The sequence below is a fragment of the Streptomyces sp. NRRL S-340 genome (assembly GCF_000720185.1).
In the GTDB taxonomy this organism is placed as follows: Bacteria; Actinomycetota; Actinomycetes; order Streptomycetales; family Streptomycetaceae; genus Streptomyces.
In genome coordinates, this window is the sequence record NZ_JOIY01000023.1 from 34762 (window position 1) to 53146 (window position 18385).

Annotated in this window: 17 protein-coding genes and 2 pseudogenes; 13 read left to right on the forward strand and 6 right to left on the reverse strand. The window is 71.9% G+C overall.

Features of this window, described 5'->3' with window-relative positions; all coding sequences use genetic code 11:
- Positions 1-189: 189 nt before the first annotated feature.
- Together IG64_RS19110 and IG64_RS19115 are read left to right on the forward strand one after the other, a co-directional pair.
- Positions 190-648 (forward strand): thiamine pyrophosphate-dependent enzyme, encoded by a 459-nt coding sequence (locus IG64_RS19110; protein ID WP_037857805.1) that lies wholly within the window; start codon positions 190-192, stop codon positions 646-648.
- 37 nt (positions 649-685) lie between these two features.
- Positions 686-2185: a CoA-acylating methylmalonate-semialdehyde dehydrogenase gene (locus IG64_RS19115; protein ID WP_037857807.1), complete on the forward strand. Its 1500-nt coding sequence runs from the start codon at positions 686-688 to the stop codon at positions 2183-2185.
- Positions 2186-2377: 192 nt separating this feature from the next.
- Here the strand turns inward: IG64_RS19115 and IG64_RS41625 are convergent.
- A pseudogene (locus tag IG64_RS41625) lies at positions 2378-2562 on the reverse strand (IS5/IS1182 family transposase); the annotation flags it as partial.
- A 369-nt stretch (positions 2563-2931) separates the two neighbouring features.
- Between IG64_RS41625 and IG64_RS19120 the strand changes: the two are divergent.
- Genes IG64_RS19120 through IG64_RS19130 form a run of 3 tightly spaced genes read left to right on the forward strand, consistent with a single transcriptional unit; the run spans position 2932 to position 4439 of the window.
- Positions 2932-3546 carry a DUF6817 domain-containing protein gene (locus IG64_RS19120; RefSeq protein ID WP_051813091.1) on the forward strand — a complete coding sequence of 205 codons (615 nt, stop codon included), beginning with the start codon at positions 2932-2934 and terminating at the stop codon, positions 3544-3546.
- A 50-nt stretch (positions 3547-3596) separates the two neighbouring features.
- Positions 3597-4175: an SRPBCC family protein gene (locus tag IG64_RS19125; RefSeq protein ID WP_234438552.1), complete on the forward strand. Its 579-nt coding sequence runs from the start codon at positions 3597-3599 to the stop codon at positions 4173-4175.
- 24 nt (positions 4176-4199) lie between these two features.
- The gene (locus IG64_RS19130; RefSeq protein WP_158771600.1) at positions 4200-4439 is read left to right on the forward strand and encodes a hypothetical protein; all 240 of its coding nucleotides are present in this window, start codon (positions 4200-4202) and stop codon (positions 4437-4439) included.
- A gap of 324 nt (positions 4440-4763) precedes the next feature.
- On the opposite strand, the gene IG64_RS19135 is transcribed toward IG64_RS19130, so the two are convergent.
- Positions 4764-5366, reverse strand: coding sequence for a CGNR zinc finger domain-containing protein (locus tag IG64_RS19135; RefSeq protein WP_037857813.1), 603 nt, complete (start codon positions 5364-5366; stop codon positions 4764-4766).
- Positions 5367-5448: 82 nt separating this feature from the next.
- Here IG64_RS19135 and IG64_RS19140 point away from each other — a divergent pair, with 82 nt between their 5' ends.
- From IG64_RS19140 to IG64_RS19160, 5 genes are all read left to right on the forward strand, one after another.
- Positions 5449-6243, forward strand: coding sequence for an MBL fold metallo-hydrolase (locus IG64_RS19140; RefSeq protein ID WP_037857815.1), 795 nt, complete (start codon positions 5449-5451; stop codon positions 6241-6243).
- A 118-nt stretch (positions 6244-6361) separates the two neighbouring features.
- Entirely contained in the window at positions 6362-7447 is a 1086-nt protein-coding gene (locus tag IG64_RS19145) for an LLM class flavin-dependent oxidoreductase (protein WP_037857816.1), read from the forward strand.
- A gap of 90 nt (positions 7448-7537) precedes the next feature.
- A complete protein-coding gene (gene ssuE, locus IG64_RS19150; RefSeq protein ID WP_037857819.1) occupies positions 7538-8086 on the forward strand; it encodes an NADPH-dependent FMN reductase in 549 nt (182 codons plus the stop codon).
- Between the two features lie 52 nt (positions 8087-8138).
- Positions 8139-9410, forward strand: a complete 1272-nt coding sequence (locus tag IG64_RS19155) for an MFS transporter (RefSeq protein WP_037857820.1) — start codon at positions 8139-8141, stop codon at positions 9408-9410.
- A gap of 135 nt (positions 9411-9545) precedes the next feature.
- Complete coding sequence (locus tag IG64_RS19160) at positions 9546-10862, forward strand: hypothetical protein (protein ID WP_037857822.1); 1317 nt, start codon at positions 9546-9548, stop codon at positions 10860-10862.
- Positions 10863-11028: 166 nt separating this feature from the next.
- Here IG64_RS19160 and IG64_RS40500 read toward each other — a convergent pair.
- A pseudogene (locus tag IG64_RS40500) lies at positions 11029-11348 on the reverse strand (hypothetical protein); the annotation flags it as partial.
- Positions 11349-11590: 242 nt separating this feature from the next.
- Here IG64_RS40500 and IG64_RS19165 point away from each other — a divergent pair.
- Positions 11591-12496 (forward strand): alpha/beta hydrolase, encoded by a 906-nt coding sequence (locus IG64_RS19165; protein ID WP_199811625.1) that lies wholly within the window; start codon positions 11591-11593, stop codon positions 12494-12496.
- Positions 12497-13103: 607 nt separating this feature from the next.
- Here the strand turns inward: IG64_RS19165 and IG64_RS19175 are convergent.
- The 3 genes from IG64_RS19175 to IG64_RS19185 form a co-directional block, all read right to left on the reverse strand.
- Positions 13104-14114 carry an aldo/keto reductase gene (locus tag IG64_RS19175; protein ID WP_037857826.1) on the reverse strand — a complete coding sequence of 337 codons (1011 nt, stop codon included), beginning with the start codon at positions 14112-14114 and terminating at the stop codon, positions 13104-13106.
- A gap of 525 nt (positions 14115-14639) precedes the next feature.
- Positions 14640-15014, reverse strand: coding sequence for an STAS domain-containing protein (locus IG64_RS19180; RefSeq protein WP_037857828.1), 375 nt, complete (start codon positions 15012-15014; stop codon positions 14640-14642).
- Positions 15015-15042: 28 nt separating this feature from the next.
- The gene (locus IG64_RS19185) at positions 15043-16227 is read right to left on the reverse strand and encodes a PP2C family protein-serine/threonine phosphatase (protein ID WP_037857940.1); all 1185 of its coding nucleotides are present in this window, start codon (positions 16225-16227) and stop codon (positions 15043-15045) included.
- A gap of 805 nt (positions 16228-17032) precedes the next feature.
- On the opposite strand from IG64_RS19185, the gene IG64_RS42255 reads away from it, so the two are divergent.
- Both IG64_RS42255 and IG64_RS19190 read left to right on the forward strand, forming a co-directional pair.
- Entirely contained in the window at positions 17033-17254 is a 222-nt protein-coding gene (locus IG64_RS42255; protein WP_234438560.1) for a DUF6233 domain-containing protein, read from the forward strand.
- Between the two features lie 322 nt (positions 17255-17576).
- Positions 17577-18305, forward strand: coding sequence for a dienelactone hydrolase family protein (locus IG64_RS19190; protein ID WP_037857830.1), 729 nt, complete (start codon positions 17577-17579; stop codon positions 18303-18305).
- Positions 18306-18385 lie beyond the last annotated feature (80 nt).

An 18385-nucleotide genomic window follows, 5' to 3' on the forward strand; every position in this document is an offset into this window, starting at 1 on the left:
CGAGCGGCGACGGCCGGGAGGCCGCCGTCACCGCCGCCGGCCAGGACCGGCACCACACGAGTCCGCGGGGGGCGGCCCTGACTGCCGGGGACGGCCGCGCCGTCGCCGCCGGCGACGGGGAGCACAACGTAGTACCCCTGTGCGGCGCCGTCCAGGTCACCGCGGTGACCGCGGGCGGCGGCAGTCGTCGTGCTCGTCCAGAACAACGGATTCCACTCGATCGGCGCGCTGTCGCAGTCGCTCGGCTCCCAGCGGTTCGGCACGCGGTACCGCTACCGCACCGCCGACGGGCGGCTGGACGGCCCCCACCTGCCCACCGACCTCGCGGGCAACGCCCGCAGCCTGGGCGCCCACGTGATCGAGGTCCGCTCGCGCGCCGGACTGGAGGCGGCCATCGCCGAGGCCAAGGCGTGGCCGGCCGACGGCGGTCCCGTCGTCATCCACGTGGAGACCGACCCGCTCGTCCCCGCCCCCGGCAGCGACAGCTGGTGGGACGTCCCCGTCGGCGCCGTCTCCACGCTGGGCTCGACGCAGGAGGCCCACACCGCCTACACCCGCCACAAGAAGGCCCAACGGCCGCTGCTCGCACCGGCGCGGCAGCCGGAGCCGGCCCGGCCGCCGCACGAGGACACCCGTGCCCAGCACTGAGGAAGCAGCCTTGACCGCATCACCGAAGGAGCCCGCCGTGAGCGCGCCGACGCGCATCACCCACTTCATCGACGGCCGCCCGTGGAGCGGTCCGGCCGCACGCACCGCCGCCGTGTACAACCCGGCCACCGGAGCGCAGACCGCTTCCGTGGACCTCGCCCCGGCCGGACTGGTCGGCGCCGCCGTGGCGTCGGCGAAGGCCGCGTGGGAGGAGTGGCGCGACCTCTCGCTCGCCAGGCGCGTGCGGGTGCTCTTCGCCTTCCGCGAACTGCTCAACGCGAGGAAGGAGGAGATCGCGGCCCTGATCACCGCCGAACACGGCAAGGTCCTGTCGGACGCCCTCGGCGAGGTGACCCGCGGACTGGAGGTCGCCGAGTTCGCGTGCGGCATACCGCACCTGCTGAAGGGCGGCTACTCCGAGAACGCCTCGACCCGGCTGGACGTCCACTCCATCCGGCAGAGCCTCGGGGTCGTCGCCGTCATCTCGCCGTTCAACTTCCCGGCGATGGTGCCGATGTGGTTCGTGCCCCTCGCCCTGGCCTGCGGCAACGCCGTGGTGCTCAAGCCGAGCGAGAAGGACCCGAGCGCCCCGCTGGCCCTGGCGGCCCTGTGGCAGGAGGCCGGCCTGCCCGACGGCGTACTGCAGGTCGTCAACGGCGACAAGGAGGCCGTCGACGCGCTCCTGCGCCACGAGGACGTCAAGGCCGTCTCCTTCGTGGGTTCCACACCCGTCGCGCGGTACGTCTACGAGACAGGCGCCGCGCACGGCAAGCGCGTCCAGGCCCTGGGCGGCGCCAAGAACCACATGCTGGTGCTCCCCGACGCCGACCTGGACCTGGCCGCCGACGCCGCCGTCAACGCCGGCTTCGGTTCGGCCGGAGAGCGGTGCATGGCGATCTCCGTGCTCGTCGCGGTGGAACCGGTCGCCGACGGACTCGTCGCCAGGATCACCGAGCGGATGCGCGCCCTGCGCACCGGCGACGGCACCCGCGGCTGCGACATGGGCCCCCTCGTCACCCGCGCGCACCGCGACAAGGTGGCCTCCTACCTCGACGCCGGCGTCGAGGCCGGTGCGGTGCTCCTGGCCGACGGCCGTGAGGGCGACTTCGACGCCGAGGGCGACGGCTTCTTCCTGGCCCCGACACTCTTCGACCACGTCGATCCGGGGATGCCGGTCTACACCGACGAGATCTTCGGCCCGGTGCTGTCCGTCGTCCGTGTGGCGTCCTACGAGGAAGGTCTGGCGCTCATCAACGCCAACCCCTACGGCAACGGCACGGCGATCTACACCAACGACGGAGGCGCGGCCCGCCGCTTCGAGAACGAGGTCGAGGCCGGCATGGTCGGCATCAACGTGCCCGTCCCCGTGCCCGTCTCGTACTTCTCCTTCGGCGGGTGGAAGAACAGCCTCTTCGGAGACAGCCACGCCCACGGTGCCGAGGGCGTCCACTTCTTCACCCGCGGCAAGGTCGTCACCTCCCGCTGGCCGGACCGCGGCCACGGCGGCCTCGACCTAGGCTTCCCCCGGAACGACTGAGAGCCGCACTCCCCGCCCGGCACCGGGGCCCGCCGCCCTCGGCACCGTGCTGCGCGACCTCGCCGGCCGGGCGGCGGCTCCTCAGCGCTGCCCGCCGGCGGCGGCCGCCTCGCCGGGCCGCCCGCCGCGGCCATGTGCGTGGAGGTCCTCGCGTGGAGCACCCGGCGCGCCCCGCCCGGCTCCGACCGCTGTGCGGCGTGTCCGGCCGGGCCGCCCACGCACCGGCGGGACGGCATCCAGCAGGGACAGGAGCCGGGTGACGCCGTTGCGGTTCCCACCGGTCGGGGTGACCGCCGGTGGAGTGCGTGTCCGTCGGTGATCAGGTGGTGCCGGCAGCCGGCCCGGCCCCGGGGACACGGTCCCCACCGAGACGACCGGCTTCGCCAGGCGGCGCAAGGGCCGCAGGTGGTCCGTCGGCACCGTCGTCGAGCCCACGGTCACGAGGATCGCGGCCCCCACGCTGCCGATGGCGCCGAACGGGGCGGGTGCCGGCGGCAGCCGACGGCGCCGGGACTTCCTGCCCGGCACAGGGCTGCGAACGCGCGCAGGCCGACCCGGGTCTCTGCACCCAGCTCCACCTGGGGTGAGTGGAGCAATTCCAAGGATTGACCGGGGTGCTGAGGTGCCGGAGGATCAACGCAGGCAGCCCAGACGGCAACCCGGGCTTGTGCCTTGGCACGGATCCTGGCCCGGCGAAGGCGCTGTGCGGGCGCCGGCCAACCCATTACCGAAGGGACACGGACACTGTGCCTGCTCTCCCTGCCACGACTGACCGGGCTGTCACCCTGCTCCGTGACTTCGGTGCCGAGAGCATCGCCCACCCCGGCGGCACTCTCCTCACCCATCTCCGGCGTGTACAGGCGCGGCTGGCGACGTGGAAGGCCCGTCCGGCCCTCCGGCTCGCCGGGCTGTGCCACGCGTTCTACGGCACGGACGGCTTTCCCGCAGCACTGCTGCCACTGGACCGCCGCGATGACCTGGCAGCGGTGATCGGCGCCGAGGCCGAGGCCATCGTGTACCTGTACGCCTCCTGCGACAGGAAGGCGACGTACCCAACTCTCCACCAGGCCGGCGCTGCCTTCCACAACAGGTTCACCGGCCGCTCCCACGTGCCGGGTCCACAGCTGCGCCGGGACTTCGCCGAGCTGTCGGCGGCCAATGAACTCGATCTCGCCGTCATCGATCCCGCCTTCCGCGACAAGTGGGGCCCCGCGCTGCTCGCCCTGTTCACCGGAGTGCAGGATCTGCTCAGTGCCGACGCCTGGCTGGAGTGCCGCACGGTCCTTGCCACCCCTGCCTCCGAGCCGACGAACCGACACACCGCTTCTTCCTCGCCGGTGCCGAAGGCCGACCAGCGCTGAGACGGCCCGCAACCGGCCGCTGTCCTGGCCCTGAAGAGTCTGTCGCGTAAGTGGATCAATACCGTGGACCGATTCCCGAATCCGACATGGGGGACGACATGCGATTTGCCGATGGCCCGAGCGTGCACTGCGATGTTCATGTCGAGGCAGACGTGGCGCGGGTCTGGGAGCTGGTGACCGACATCCGTCTGCCTGCCCTGCTCAGCCCGGAGCTGCAGCGCGTCGCCTGGCTCGACGGCGCGGAACGGCCCCTGGTAGGTGCGTGCTTCGAGGGCTACAACCGGCACGGGCGACTCGGCGAGTGGCGAACTGTCTCCCACGTGGTCGAGCTGGACGAACCGCGGACGTTCGCCTGGGCCGTCACGGATGCGGACGGACGATACGGAGAACCGACGTCGGATCCGGCGAAATCCATGGCGTCCTGGCGCTATGAACTCCAGGCCGAGGACGGCGGGACCCGGCTGCGGCAGTCGGCTCTCATCGGGCCGGGCCGCAGCGGAGTCACGCTGGCCCTCGACCGCCGGCCCGACCGGGAGGAGGAGATCATCGCATTCCGGATGAAGGAACTGCGCGCCGGGATGGAGGCCACCCTCCGCGGGATCAAGGCCCTTGCCGAGGGGAGCGGCTGAGACGGCATTTCGTCCGGTGTGCTCTTGCAGCAGGCGTCACCCCGGTCCGCCCCGGCGGACCGCGGTGACCTGCACCCACCACGGCCGCACGACATCCTCGACCTCACCCGCAGCGCCGTGGCCTCCTTCGCCGCCCGCAACGGCTCGCGCGCAGGGTCTCTGGAGGCGGCGGTGCGGCTGATCGGACCGGGCGGCACCGGCCCGCCCGACCGCCGGGGCACCCAGGTCGCCCGCCCGGCCGGTCCCGAACCGGCGGTTTCCTGACGAGCCCGCATCCCCGAGTCCACGGCGTTTCCCGCCGGCAGGACGCCTCGCCGTCCCGCGCTGTCCACGGCATGGCCGCTACTCGGCCCGGGCGACGGCCGTCGCCGGTGAGGTGCACGAGGCCCGCGGGGCGGGCAGCGCGCCCGCCGCGGCCGTCACCACGACCAGGCCCGCGAAGACCACCGCGAGGCAATCGACAGCCGTCCAGTAGCCATCGGTTGTGACTGAGCGTCGCCTCGTGCCGACGGCGCGGCTGCCGTGTCCGGCGTCGGGCATTCGTAGCCGGTGTGCGTGCTGACCCGGTGGGTCGACGATGTGACGTCGTCAGTCCGCCGCGGTACGGCGGGCGTAGGCGCGGGCGGCGCGGGCGCGGTCGCCGCAGCGGGTGGAGCACCACTGGCGGCGGCCGTGCTTGAGCAGGAAGCGGTTGCAGGGCGGGGAGGCGCAGGCGGTCAGGCGGGCGGCGTCGGGGGCGGTGAGCAGGTCGGCGGCGTCGGCGGCGATGACGGCCAGGGCGTGCTCGACGATCGCGGTGGTGGGGTGGGGCGTGGCGCGGTAGGGGCCGGTCTTCTCGTCCCACAGCAGGAGGGAGGCGGTGGGGACGCGGGTCATCGCGTCGTTGATCGCCGTGACGGCGGCGGGCAGGGCGGGCTGTCCGGCGACGCGGGAGGCCAGGAGCGACCTGACCTGTTCGCGCAACGAGCGCAGCTGTGTCGCGCATACCTCCGCCAAGCCGGCGTCGGCCGGTGCGAGGTCGCGCCGTGCCAGCCACTGCTCGGCCTGTGCCGGGGTGCCCAGGAGGTCGGCTGTGTGGCCGCCGGGCAGTGCGACGGCACTGTTGGCCAGGGCCAGGGCGGGATGCTCGTCCTCGCCCGGCGCCGACGGCAGGGCGGCTTCTTCCGTCACGAACTCTTTCACGCTTCTCATGGTACAGGTTGCGCTCATCCGTGAGATCTGCCTACAGTCGACTCACGGTTAACAAGTTGTCTATCCGTGAGGAATCTCTTTCGTGTCTTCTCCGACCCCGCAGACCGCCCCGTTCCCCGTACGCGTCTTCGGCGGCCCGACCGCCCTCTTCGAGTACGGCGGCCTGCGCTTTCTCACCGACCCGACCTTCGACGGCCCCGGCGACCACCAGGCGCCGGCCGTCGTGCTGACCAAGACGGCGGCGGCCGATGGCAGCCCGGCCGATCTCGGACGCGTCGACGTGGTCCTGCTCTCGCACGACGAGCACGCCGACAACCTCGACACGTCCGGCCGGGCGCTGCTCGCCGACGTCCCGCTGACGCTCACCACCCCCGGCGGTGGGGAGCGTCTCGGTCAGGCGGCCACCGGCCTCGCCGACTGGCAGCCGGTCGAGCTCGAACGCCGGGACGGCGGGCCCGGCACGGTCACCGTGACCGGCGTGCCCGCCATCCACGGCCCCGGCCCGCGCGAGGAGGTCGAGCCGGTCTGCGGCGAGGTCGTCGGGTTCGTCCTGACCGGCGAGGGCCTGCCCACCGTCTACGTCAGCGGCGACAACGCCTCTCTCGACGCGGTCGAGGAGATCGCCGAGCGCTTCGCCCCGGTCGACACGGCCCTCCTGTTCGCCGGAGCGCCCCGCTTCCCCGAAGTCTTCGACGGCAAGGTGATCGTCCTGGACAGCGCCCAGGCCGCCCAGGCCGCGAAGATCCTCGACGCCGGCCGCGTGGTCCCCGTCCACTACGACAGCTGGGCCCACTTCACCGAGGGCCGCGACGAGCTCGTCGCCGCCTTCGCCGCCGCCGGTCTCACCGACCGCGTCGACTTCGGCGTCCGCGGCTGACCCCGCACACGCTCGGCACCTACCCGGACACAGCGACGGCCGACAGAGCCCCTCCGCGACTGCCGGCCGTCGCCCCGCCCCTCCCGGACCTCCAGCACCACCGAAGGACCGCACGACCATGACCGATCCGATCCGCGGCACCCGCCACGGCTCCGCCCCCGCCCCTCTGTCCGTCCTGGACTCGGCCATGACCGGCACCGGTCAGAGGGCCGCCGAGGCGCTGGCCGGCAGCATCGAACTCGCCCGGCTCGCCGACCGGCGCGGCTTCACCCGCTACTGGATGAACGAGCACCACGCCATGCCCGGCGTCTCCACCTCCAGCCCGCCCGTCCTGTTGTCCCGGCTCACCGCGGAGACCGGCAGGCTGCGGCTCGGCGCGGGCGGGATCATGCTGCCCAACCATCCGCCGCTGGTCGTCGCCGAACAGTTCGGCATGCTGGACGCCCTCGCCCCCGGCCGCATCGACCTGGGCCTGGGCCGCGCCCCGGGCACCGATCACGCCACGGCCGCCGCCCTGCGCCGCGGCGCGAGCGACGCCGAGGACTTCCCCCAGCAGGTGGCCGAGCTGCTGCACTTCCTCGGCGACGACTTCCCGGCCGGGCACCCCTACGCCGACCGCGTGTACGCCGTGCCGGGGCCCGCCCAGGACCGGCTCAATGGCGTCACCCCGCCCACCGGCCGCCTGCCGGTGTGGCTGCTCGGCTCGTCCGGCTACTCCGCGCAGCTCGCCGCCCGGCTCGGCCTGCCGTTCGCCTTCGCCGCGCACTTCAACCCGCGCGATGTCGTGGCAGCCCTGCGTCTGTACCGCGAGCGGTTCACTCCGTCCGAGACCCTGGCCGAGCCGTACGCGCTGGTCAGCTTCACCGTCGCGGCATCCGACGACGAGCATGAGGCGCGCCGCCAGGCCGCCACCCTCGCGCACGCCATGCTCCGCATGTTCCAGCGCAAGTCCTACCTGATGCCGTCCCCCGAGGAAGTGGACGCCTACACCTACGACGCCCAAGAACGCCAGGCCGTCGACAACTGGCTCACCCACGTCCCGCACGGCACCCCCGAGCAGGTCACCGCCCACCTGGACCGGGTCCAGCGGGACTCCGGCGCGGACGAGCTCATGATCGGCAGCGTCGGCCACTCCGTCCAGGCCCGGCTGCGTTCCACCGAGCTGATCGCCGACGCCTACGGCATGCCCGACAGCCCGCACTGACACGGGACGGACAACCGGCGGTCCTCCGTCCGTCAACGCATACCCCGTCACCCCAAGTTGTGCGTCCCCAGGAGTTCCCGAGGAGTTCTCATGGCCACCGTCCTCGCCCTGGCCGGCAGCCCCTCCCGGACGTCCCGTACCGCACTCCTGGCCGAGCACACCGCCGCGGACCTCCGGGCCCGCGGCCACCCGACCCGCGTACTCGTCCTGCGCGACCTGCCCGCGGCACCGCTGCTCACCGCCGACACCCACGACGCGTCCCTGGCCCGCGCCGTGAGCCTGGTCACCGAGGCCGACGCCCTCGTCGTGTCCACCCCCATCTACAAGGCCGCCTACTCCGGACTGCTCAAGACCTTCCTCGACCTGCTGCCCCGACACGCGTTCGCCGGGAAACCGGTGCTTCCCCTGGCCACCGGCGGCAGCCCGGCCCACGTCCTCGCCCTCGACCACGCCCTGCGCCCGGTCCTCACCGCGCTCGGCGCCCAGGTCGCCCAGGGCCGGTTCGTCCTGGACCGGCACATCACGACCTCCCCGGACGGCGCGACGACCCTCGGCCACGACGACCTGCGGCAACCGGACCACATCATCGCCCAGTTCGCCCGCGCTCTTCCGTCCCGCACACACCTGAACGCCGCCTGACGACCACCGGACCGCCCCCGCCACCCCTGCCTCCCCCGAAAGTACGGATCACATGGGCCACCCGTCCCCTGCCTTCCCACGCACCCCACCCACCGCCGAGCTCTCCCCCTCCATATCCGCGGTGCAGAAGCGCACCCTTACCGTGCTGCTCCTCTCCCAGGTTCTCAGCGGCGTCGGCCTCGCCGCCGGTGTCACCGTCGCCGGACTGCTGGCCGGACGGATGCTCCACAACACCTCACTGTCCGGACTGCCCATCGCCCTGCTCACCGCGGGCTCCGCCGGTGCCGCCGTCGTCATCGGACGCATCTCCCAGCGCCTCGGCCGCCGCCCGGGACTGGCCGCCGGATACCTCACCGGCGCCCTCGGCGGAGCCGGTGTCGTCGTCGCGGTCACGCTCGGCAGTCCCGCGCTGCTGCTCGTCTCCCTGTTCCTCTACGGCGCCGGCACCACATCCAACCTCCAGGCCCGCTACGCGGGAGCCGACCTCGCCGCACCCCATCAGCGCGCCCGCGCCACCTCCACCGTCATCGTCGCCACCACCGCAGGCGGCATCGCAGGACCCCTGCTCACCACCCCCGCCGGACACCTCGCGACCGCGCTCCACCTGCCCGAACTGACCGGCCTGTTCCTCCTCTCCACGGCCGCGTTCACGCTGGCAGCGCTCACCCTCCTGTTGTGGCTGCGCCCCGACCCGCTCGTGCTCGCCCGCACCCTGCCCGCAGCGTCGGACCAGGGCGCGCCCGCGGATTCCCCCTCCCGGCCCGGCCCCGGCCTGGTCGTCGGCGTCGTGGTCCTCGTCCTCAGCCAGCTCGTCATGGTCGCCGTGATGACCATGACCCCCATCCACATGCACGCCCACGGCTTCGGCACGGCCGCGTCCGGCCTGGTCATCGCCCTGCACACCGGTTCCATGTACCTGCCGTCGCCGCCGGCGGGCCGCCTCGTGGACCGCTTCGGCGCCACTGCCATGAGCGTGGTGACGGCCGGCACCCTGCTCGCCGCGGGAGTGGTCGCCGCCCTCGCGCCCGGCCACTCCTTCCCTCTGATCACCCTCGCCCTCGTCCTGCTCGGCGTCGGCTGGAGCTTCGGTTTGGTCACCGGCACCGCGATCGTCACCAACAGCACACCCCTGGCCACCCGCGCCAAGGCCCAAGGACTGGTCGACGTCGCCGTCGCCGTCGCGGGCGCCGCCGGCGGCCTGGCCTCCGGCATCGTCGTCGCCTCGGCCAGCTACCCGATCCTCGCCCTCACGTGCGGCGCCCTCGCGTTCGTGGCCGCGCCTGCGGCCGTCATCGCGGCCCGCAAGGACTCCGCACGCGCCTGACCGACGCAGGAACGTCGACGTGGAATGGCTGGAACTCGCGGGACCACGCTCCGGCACCGTGCCGTCTGCGGCAACGTCGGGGATACTCCTGCTCCCGTAGGACATGTCGCGGCGTGTGTCGAACGGGGAATCTCCATGCAACGGCTCAGGTACGTCCTCGCGGGCATCGTCACAGCGGGCCTGCTCAGCTCTTGCGCCAGCGGCTCGGGGCACGGTGACGGAACGGAAGAGACCCACAAGCCCCCGGCCGGCGCAGGGAAGACCGGAACCGTGCCCCACGGTCAGTCCGCGCCCCATGACCGCCTGTCCGTGCCCAGCGTGTACGACACCTCCCACGGATGGGAATCGGACATGATGGGGACCCACCTCTTCCTCCCGCACTCCGCGGCCGTCGCCGTCTTCCAGCCGGCCGGGAACAACGGCGAGTTCACCGTCATGGACGCGGCCACCGGCACGACGAGGTGGACGAAAAAGGTCGAAGGCGCCGGCATGATGTCGGCCCTCGTGACGACCGAGCAGGGGCAGGACTATCTCGTGGCCACGTCGTCCGGCACGAAGGGCGAGGACGCGGTCAGAAAAGGCCGGGACGTCACGACCCTCGACATCTTCAGCGCCAAGGACGCGGCCAACGGAGCTGCCATGCCGGCGCGCCATCTCGAACTGCCGGGCGAAGGCACCGTCACCGACGGGGGCGGCGGCCTGCTGGTGCGGTTCGGCGACGAGTCCATCGCGACGGTGGATCCGGCCACCGGGGCGACGAAGTCCTTCGACCTGACGAAGACGAAGCCCCCGGCCGGCGAGTGCCGTCTGTGCTTCGCGTCGACCAAGGCCGTCGCGGTGACCTCGCGTGGACCGCTGCTCGCCACGGACGAGCAGCCCAAGGCCCACTACTGGGTTCCCGGCGTCTGGTCGGGCGGCGCCCTGACCACCGATTCCGAGAACAAGCTCTTCATGACCCCGGTCCGCACCGCCCTGTTCGCCCTGTGGCACGACGACGGGGCCAAGCAGGACACCCTCGCCGTCCTGGACCCCGCGACCGGCAAGGTGCGGGCGAAGGTGAACTGCACGGCGCACGGTTTCCAGCGGAACGAGGACGCCGCCAAGAGCGCTTCACTGTCCGCGAACGGGCGCTACCTCGTCCAGGACGACGCCGCCTTCGACCTGGAGAAGGGCACCGGCCGCTGCTTCGGGGACACCGCGCAGACCAAGGCCGTCGATTTCGACGGCGTGACCGACGACGGCACCGCCTTCGGCAGCACCCTCCCGGGGGACGACTCGCAGGTGCGGTCCCCGGTGGTCGTGGACATCGCCACCGGAACGGTCAGGGCCGACCGGTACGAGGTGACGCCGTTCGGTGACTTCGCCGGCTACGGCCTCTTCCTCTACAGCGCCGACGGAGCGGACACGAACCTGGAGCACTACAAGGTGGTCGCCTACCGGCACGCCCGGTGAGCTGATCGAACCGAGCGAGGCGCTGCCGATCTCCCTGCGCGCCCCGGTGACGGCCGGTCGCCGCTCCTCGGCAGCGCGTCTCCAGGATCGCCGGGGCGGTGGCCGTGAACGCGGCAGACGGGCTCGTCCGGATGACGCGTTACCCGGGCCGGCGGCCACACCTCGTCTACGGCCCGCGCCGCGTTCCCGGAACCACAGACGGAGTGCAAGCAGACTGGTGAGCGGGTCGAGCAGCCGGCGCTGTACGGAGGTCTTCACTGCGTATCCTCATAGGCTTTTTGTCGTAACGGGTCGCGACCGCCCGGGAGTTCTCGAGCCGCGGTTGGTGGTCCGCTCGACTTCGTCACGGCGCCGGTAGTGCTCCTGGTCGAACCCGGCGGGCCTGTCGCCCGCGCTGCCTCCGCACCGGCGGTCGGCCCGCTGGTCCCTCGGCTCCGGGATCGTGTGCCTGATCCGGCGTCTTCGCAGGCAACTGTGGTTGCGGCGAGGACGCCCGGGGGGAGTCGGGGCGGTCCGGGCGGTCCGGTCGCTCACGGCGCGCGGGAGGTCGGACCCTGCGAGCCGCACGGCAGGGTGGTCCTGGGTCCACCCCTGTGGGGGTGCTGGACCGCTGTCGGACCGAACGGGCCGCTCATAGCGTTGAGTTCATGATGGATGACACGAACGAAGAACGAAAAGGTGCCACCCGGCGGACGGCGCTGCGCGGGCTGGGACTCGCAGCGGGGGGCATGGCGCTGGCCACCGGGCTCGGAACCTCGCCGGCCGCGGCGGCCCCGCGTCGCGGGCTCGCAACGTACGTGCTGGTACACGGTACCCACAGCGCCGGCGCGTTCTGGATGCCGATCGCGCGGGAACTGGTGCTGCGCGGCCACCGCGTCGTCATGGTGGACCAGCCGCGGCACGGCGCGGAGGCTTTCGTGGCGGAGTCGTACCAGCGGCAGGACCTCACAGCGATGGCGGTCGAGCCCTCCCCGCTGAAGGGCCTCGGGCTGGACGACTACGAGGCGCGCGTCACGGGCATCGTGCGGCAGGCCGCACGGAACGGTCCGGTGGTGCTGGTCGGGCACAGCCTGGGTGGCGTGTCGGTCAGCCGTGTCGGCGACGCCGTCCCGCACCTGCTTCACCACATCTGCTACATGGCGGCCTTCTGTCCCAGCAACGTCCTGCCCACGGCGGACGCCTGCACGGCGGCGCCCGAGAACGCGAACGCCGTCAGCCCGGTGGAGCTGACGGTGGGTGACCCGGACCGGCTCGGGGTACTGCGGCTGAACTTCCGTACGGGTGTCAGCAGTGAGCTGGCCCTCCTGAAGGAGATGATCTGCGCGGACTACCCCGACGCCGACTTCCGCCGGATTCTGGCCGGCATGCAGACCGACGAGCCCGTCGCCGCCTATGCGGGCCGAGCGGTCGGCCGGCCCGGCACCTGGGGACGCATTCCCCGCACGTACCTGCGTTTCGGCAGGGACCGTACGATCGCCACCGCGCTCCAGGACAGAATGATCGCGGAAGCCGACGCGTCCACACCCGGCAACAGGTTCCGCGTGCACGATTTCCCCGGGGCGTCACACGTCGGCCCTCTGGATCCCACCCCGGTTGCGGACGTCCTGGACACGCTCGTAGGGCAGAGGGGTTAGATTCTGTCCGGCTGATCATGTGACCTTCCGATTGACCGCTCGTTGGTCCGGTCATGCGCCGGGGGATCTGAGGAATCGCGAGTGACCGCTCCCACTCCAGGTCCTCGGGCCGGTGCTCCCGGCGATGCCGCGGCCGAGTTCGTACAGGGCCAGGCGGGCCGCCGCTCACGCGGCGGTCGCACGGTAGGTCCCGGTCGCCCGGGGCGGGATCGGACGGGTCGGAGTACCGCGCGCCAGGAAGCGGACGCCCCGGCGGGCAGGCGGGCCAGTACGCCGTGAACCGGCCGCCCCGCCTTTCAGCTGCGGAGATGCAGGAGTCCCGCATCAGAACGGATCCCGGTGCCCGCGTCACATCAGCCTCACGCCCTCACCCGCGAAATCTCTCGCCGATCGACCGACTCAGGAGCAGTCGGTGGAGGCCAGGTGCTTCGGCGCCCGCGGGCATGGCCCTGCTGCCGGTCGCGGTGGCGGGCATCCTGCTCACCGCGCTGGTGGGCAGCGCGCGGATCATGCGGTTGCGCGCCACCGCCCGCAAGCACCGCCGGGCCGGCCGCAGGGCTGTGAAGGCCGAGGCCAGGACTCGTCGAAGGTCCGGCGGTAGCCCGGACTACCGGGAGCCCGCCACAGGCTGCCGCTTGTAGAAGGACTCCTCCAAGTAGACGGCCGCGTGCGGCTGGTAGGGCTCCTCCAGGTAGGCGGCCTCGTCTTCGTCGAGTTCGACGTCCACCGCGGCGACCGCGTCGGCCAGCTGGGCCGGCTTGGTGACCCCGACGATGGGCGAGGTCACCACCGGGTTGCGCATGACCCAGGCCAGGGCGACCTGGGCCGGGGACAGACCCCGCTTGCCCGCGATCTCGTGGACGCGTTCGGCCACCGCCTGGTCCTCGTCGCGGTAGAGGATCTCGCCGCCCGGGTCACTTCCGGCACGCGCCGTGGCGGTGTCCCGGGCCCGCGTCAGCCTGCCCCGCGCCAGCGGGCTCCACGGGATCACGCCGATGCCCTGGTCGGCGCAGAGCGGGAACATCTCCCGCTCCGCTTCCCGGTGGATGAGGTTGTAGTGGTCCTGCATCGACACGAACCGGGTCCAGCCGTTCAGGTCAGCCAGGTACAGGGCCTTGGCGAACTGCCAGGCGTACATGGAAGAGGCTCCGATGTAGCGGACCTTCCCGGACTTGACCGCGTCGTGCAGCGCCTCGAGGGTTTCCTCGATCGGGGTGTCGTAGTCCCAGCGGTGGATCTGGTACAGGTCGATGTAGTCGGTCCCCAGTCGCTTCAGGGAGGCGTCGAGCTCGGCGAAGATCGCCTTGCGGGACAGCCCGGCGCCGTTCGGGCCGGGGCGCATCCGCATCCAGACCTTGGTGGAGAGAACGACCTCCTCGCGCCGGGCGAAGTCCTTGACCGCCTGGCCGACGATCTCCTCGCTGCTTCCGGCGCTGTACCCGTTGGCCGTGTCGAGGAAGTTGACGCCGCTCTCCAGGGCCTGCTTGATGATGTCCCGGCTGGCGTCCGCACCCAGCGACCAGGGCTCGCCGCCCCGGTCCGGCTCGCCGAAGCTCATGCAGCCGAGGGTGATGGCGGAGACTTCCAGTCCGGTCGCTCCGAGTTTGATATATCGCATGCCCGGAACCTAGGAGTTGGAGTGCGCTGTAACGCAAATACGTCTCGGTCCGGAATCCGGGGCGTGTGGCATGTGCGCCCTGTCAGGTTTCGACCGTCTCGGCCAGACGTACCAGGGAAGCCAGCGGTAGCGAGTGACCAGCTGTCGATTCCCGGCCGAGTGCGTGGGGCACTCACTCCTCAGCCCGGGGCACTCACTCCGCAGCCCTCCGACGGCAAGCCGCCCTCGCGGTTCCGCCGCCACGACCGATCACCGCTCGATCACCATGCCCGCACCCGGCACCCGTACCCGGCACCCGCACCCGGCACCCCCGGCCGCGGACGTGGAGGCGTGCGGACATCACCGTCCGGACAGTGTCCCCGGCTTCGTCGACGACCAGGACTTGTCCGGCCGAACATGTAACCGGCCCGTGCCCGGGCCGCTGGTCCTCCGCCTCCCGCAGCACCTCATCCCGGCCCGAGGCCCGCGGGGCCTGCTGATGTGATCGCCGGGGCGGGGCGGGGCGGGCGCGGGCGGGCGGGGCGGTCAGTCGGGCGCCGCGGCGGGGGTGGGGCAGCTGTGCAGGACCCGGTCCGCACCGGTCAGGGCCAGCATGTGGCGCACGCGTTCGCCGGGGGCGATCAGCGCCAGGCGGGCACCGGCGGTCCTGGCAGTGCGGTAGGCCGCGATCAGGCACGTCAGGCCGGTGGAGTCCAGGAAGGTGACGCCGGACAGGTCCAGGAGCACGCTGTGACCCTCGGTGGCCAGCAGTGGCTGCAGGGTGTCAGCCAGGTGAGGAGCGGTGTGCAGATCGAGACCCCCTCGGAACGTCTCCAGACGGCGGTCGGCACGAGTGCGGTGCACATCGACGTGCGGTGCGCGCTGTCGGTGTTGGGAGGCGGGCGGCTGATCGGTGCTCATCTCCGTTTCCTTCCGCGTGCGCGGCGCTTCAGGGGGTCAGCTCGTGCTGATGGCCGCCGCGCCATTCGGTGAGCAGGACCGTGGCGTCGTCGTCGAGCTTGCCGTCGTGGTGTTCCATGACGGCGGCCATCAGCCGGCGCAGGGTCTCGTGCAGGGTGTGCCGGCCGGAGTGATGGCGGCGGATGAAGTCGACGAAACGGTCCCGCCCGAACTCCGTTCCGTGTCTGTCACGGGCCTCGACGATGCCGTCCGTGTACAGCAGCAGGCGGTCACCGGGCTCCAGCTGCTCGGTGGCCATGGTGACGGACAGGCCCAGGTCGGCTCCCATGGGGCCGGCCGGGGGACAGGACAGGTCGGCGGTCCAGCGGCTGTCACGGATCAGGATCGGCAGGTGGTGGCCGCGGTTGACCCACGTCAGCCTGCCGCTGTCCATGTCCAGGTCGGCCAGGATCCCGGTGACGTAGCGGCGTCCGTCGAACTGCTCGATGAGGGCCTGCTCCACTTCCTGGCTGGTCTTGGCGAGCGTGGCCCCCTGACGGCGGGCGTTGCGGCAGGCCGCGACAGCGACGTTGGCCGTGATGCCGGCGGTGGTGTCGTGTCCCATGGCGTCGAACACGCACAGGTGCAGGGTGGAGCCGGCCACGGCGTAGTCGAAGGCGTCCCCGCCGACCTGGTAGGCGGGCTCCATCACCGCGCCGACGGTCGCGTCATGCCCGGCGTAGGCGGGCGGCGGAGTCAGATTCCACTGCATCTCCGCCGCCACGTTCATCGCCTCGGTACGCACCAGACGCGCATAGGAGTCACTGAACGACCGTTTGCTCAGAAGCAGCAGGGCCGCCATCGACGCCAGATCGCTCACAGCCCGTCGCACGGGTTCGGTGTCGCTGTCGGTGTCGGCCCGCAGCACTCCCAGCCGCTCCACACCATCGGTGACCGCCACCCACCACCGCCTCCGCACACCCTCACCCACCCGGCCCCCTACATGTTCACGGATCACCTCCACACGCTGATACGCCTGCCCCGGCAGACTCCCCGAAACGGTGAACTCCACTCCGCCCTCCCCGGCGGCCGGCCCCCGGCCCGTGACCTCGCGCAGCACCGTCTCCCGGACGTCGACCAGAAACAGGGCCACGTCGTGCATGCCCACCGAGGCGGCATGATCAGCGAGCAGCTGAGGAAGCTGCTCGAAGGTGACCGTGTGACTGGCCTGCATCAGCCACACCAGCGACTCCGCACTGTTCTGCGTCACAGTCCTGGATCCCCTCGCCGTACGTCCAACCCCCCAGGAGCGCACCGCTTCCTCTCACAGCCCCGCTGTGCCCTTTCACTCCTCAACCACCTCACGAGTACCCCCTCCGCCGCGGCACCCACGACCGGGCCGGAAAGGGGCGCCCTCACCACAGAGCGGCAGGGGCCCCTACGAGTCCCGCGCAAGCACGTGGGGCGCTGCCGGCCGGGACCGAAATCAAGCTGGGTCGGTGCCGGAACCGTTGCGCGCTGAATGCCCCGGTCGGCAATGGTTTGATCTTGCTCGGGCAAAGGGCCGTTGTGGCAGTCCGGTGCGAGGGGAAGTTCGGGTGGTGAGGCGGCGGCAGCCCACAGTCCCCGGTGCCGCATGCGACCCCCGCAGGTCCGTGCGGCACGGCCGGGCGATCCGAGTACCGGCATCGGACGGCGCGGGCGCGGGCGGCCCTGCGACAGACCGCGGCCCCGGATGCCGGCCGGGGGAGGAGGAGCAGGAACGGCCGGGCGGCGGCCGGAGGCGACCCAGAATCGGCCTGCATGGGTCCGCCCGTCCCGCCGCACGGCAGCGAGCTGATCAGCAGCACTGCCTTGTAATCGAATGAGTGACCGAGTGGCTGTCCCGGCTTCAGTTGCTCCGCTTCACCCGGCACGCGGTGGCCCAGCAGGCGACAGCGGCCCTCGCCCAGACCGACGGCTGGATCGCCGCGGAAGAGCGACGTCAGGCAGAACGGCGCCGGGGTGCGAAGACGCGGCCGCCACCGCCTGAGTGGCTGATGCACCACGGCCTCAACCGCACGAAGGTCGACGCTGTGCACACCAGTGGCTGCCGGGCGGCGGCCAAGAGCAGCCGATGCCGTCCGCTCACGCGGCAGCAGGCGATCGAAGCCTTGCGCCGGCAGGTCCCGAGTGTGCCCGCTGCCGGCCCGATACGGCCCCGGGCATCCTGGACAGTGCCGCATCAGGCACCCTTCGCCCCGGCGCGGAGCGGGAGTTGATCTCTGTGATACGTTCGGCGCCGCCGTGCACAACTGCGACTTCAAGGAGGTGAGACCGATCAACGCTGTGACAGGTCGGGGCTCCCTCCTTTGCGTGGCCCAGGTCCTGTCGTCACGTTCCCGTCCGCCCCGCGACGCCATGCACGCACTGTCGCCGCACCGGGCCCGGACCCGAGTACGTCCGGTACGAGGGTCAGGGCCCGGCACGCCGAGAGCACGCACCTGACGCCGCGAGGCCCGTCCTGCGGGCGGACGACGGGAAGGTGACGACAGGGCCCAGGGAGCGCCCCGCACAAGGCATCCCGAAAGGTCTGAACCGCTGATGCGCTTCACCTCCCAGACGTCATCGGACGGCGTCACCGAACAGTTCTTCACCCTCGACGGGATTCCCGGCGTGCTGTGGACGCCGGAAGGCGCCTGTGGTCCTCGTCCCCTCGTTCTGCTGGGCCACGGCGGCAGGCAGCACAAGACGGCCCCCAGCAACGTGTCCCGCGCCCGCTGCTACGCCGCCGAGGGCTTCGCGGTCGTCGCCATCGACGCGCCCCACCACGGCGACCGGCCCCAGGACGAGGAGTTCGGCCGGATCCTGGCCGGCATGCGGGCGGGCATGGCCGCCGGTGAGAACCCGGGCGCGCTGGTCGCCGACATGCACGGTCATCTGGCCGGTCAGGCCGTCGCGGATTGGCAGGCGGTCCTGACCGCAGTCCAGAACCTCGACCAGGTCGGCGCCGGACCGGTGGGCTACTGCGGTATGTCGATGGGCTGCGGGCTCGGCATTCCGCTCATCGCCGCAGAACCCCGGATCCGAGCCGCGGTGCTGGGCCTGCTCGGCGTGCACGGGCTTGCCCAGGACGCCGCGCGGATCACTGTACCGGTGCAGTTCCTGGTCCAGTGGGACGACCAGATGGTTCCGCGGGACCAGAGCCTGGCGTTGTTCGACGCGCTGGCCTCACCCGAGAAGACGCTGCACGCCAACACCGGCAAGCACGAGGACGTGCCGTCGTTCGAAGTGGACAGCTCACTGAGGTTCTTCACCCGGCATCTGAGCTGACACCGCGTCACTGCGCCCTGCGTCGGCCGGAACGCCCACGCCAAGAGCGGCAGGCTGCCGCCACAGACCCGCGCGCGTCT

Bases quoted from the DNA above. Each gene is read 5' to 3' on its own strand.
- IG64_RS42255 (WP_234438560.1), top strand. From the start codon at position 17,033: ATGCACCACGGCCTCAACCGCACGAAGGTCGACGCTGTGCACACCAGT.
- IG64_RS19175 (WP_037857826.1), bottom strand. From the start codon at position 14,114: ATGCGATATATCAAACTCGGAGCGACCGGACTGGAAGTCTCCGCCATC.
- IG64_RS19135 (WP_037857813.1), bottom strand. From the start codon at position 5,366: ATGAGAAGCGTGAAAGAGTTCGTGACGGAAGAAGCCGCCCTGCCGTCG.
- IG64_RS19165 (WP_199811625.1), top strand. From the start codon at position 11,591: ATGGCGCTGGCCACCGGGCTCGGAACCTCGCCGGCCGCGGCGGCCCCG.
- IG64_RS19180 (WP_037857828.1), bottom strand. From the start codon at position 15,014: ATGAGCACCGATCAGCCGCCCGCCTCCCAACACCGACAGCGCGCACCG.
- IG64_RS19155 (WP_037857820.1), top strand. From the start codon at position 8,139: ATGGGCCACCCGTCCCCTGCCTTCCCACGCACCCCACCCACCGCCGAG.
- IG64_RS19190 (WP_037857830.1), top strand. From the start codon at position 17,577: ATGCGCTTCACCTCCCAGACGTCATCGGACGGCGTCACCGAACAGTTC.
- ssuE (WP_037857819.1), top strand. From the start codon at position 7,538: ATGGCCACCGTCCTCGCCCTGGCCGGCAGCCCCTCCCGGACGTCCCGT.
- IG64_RS19185 (WP_037857940.1), bottom strand. From the start codon at position 16,227: ATGCAGGCCAGTCACACGGTCACCTTCGAGCAGCTTCCTCAGCTGCTC.
- IG64_RS19145 (WP_037857816.1), top strand. From the start codon at position 6,362: ATGACCGATCCGATCCGCGGCACCCGCCACGGCTCCGCCCCCGCCCCT.
- IG64_RS19160 (WP_037857822.1), top strand. From the start codon at position 9,546: ATGCAACGGCTCAGGTACGTCCTCGCGGGCATCGTCACAGCGGGCCTG.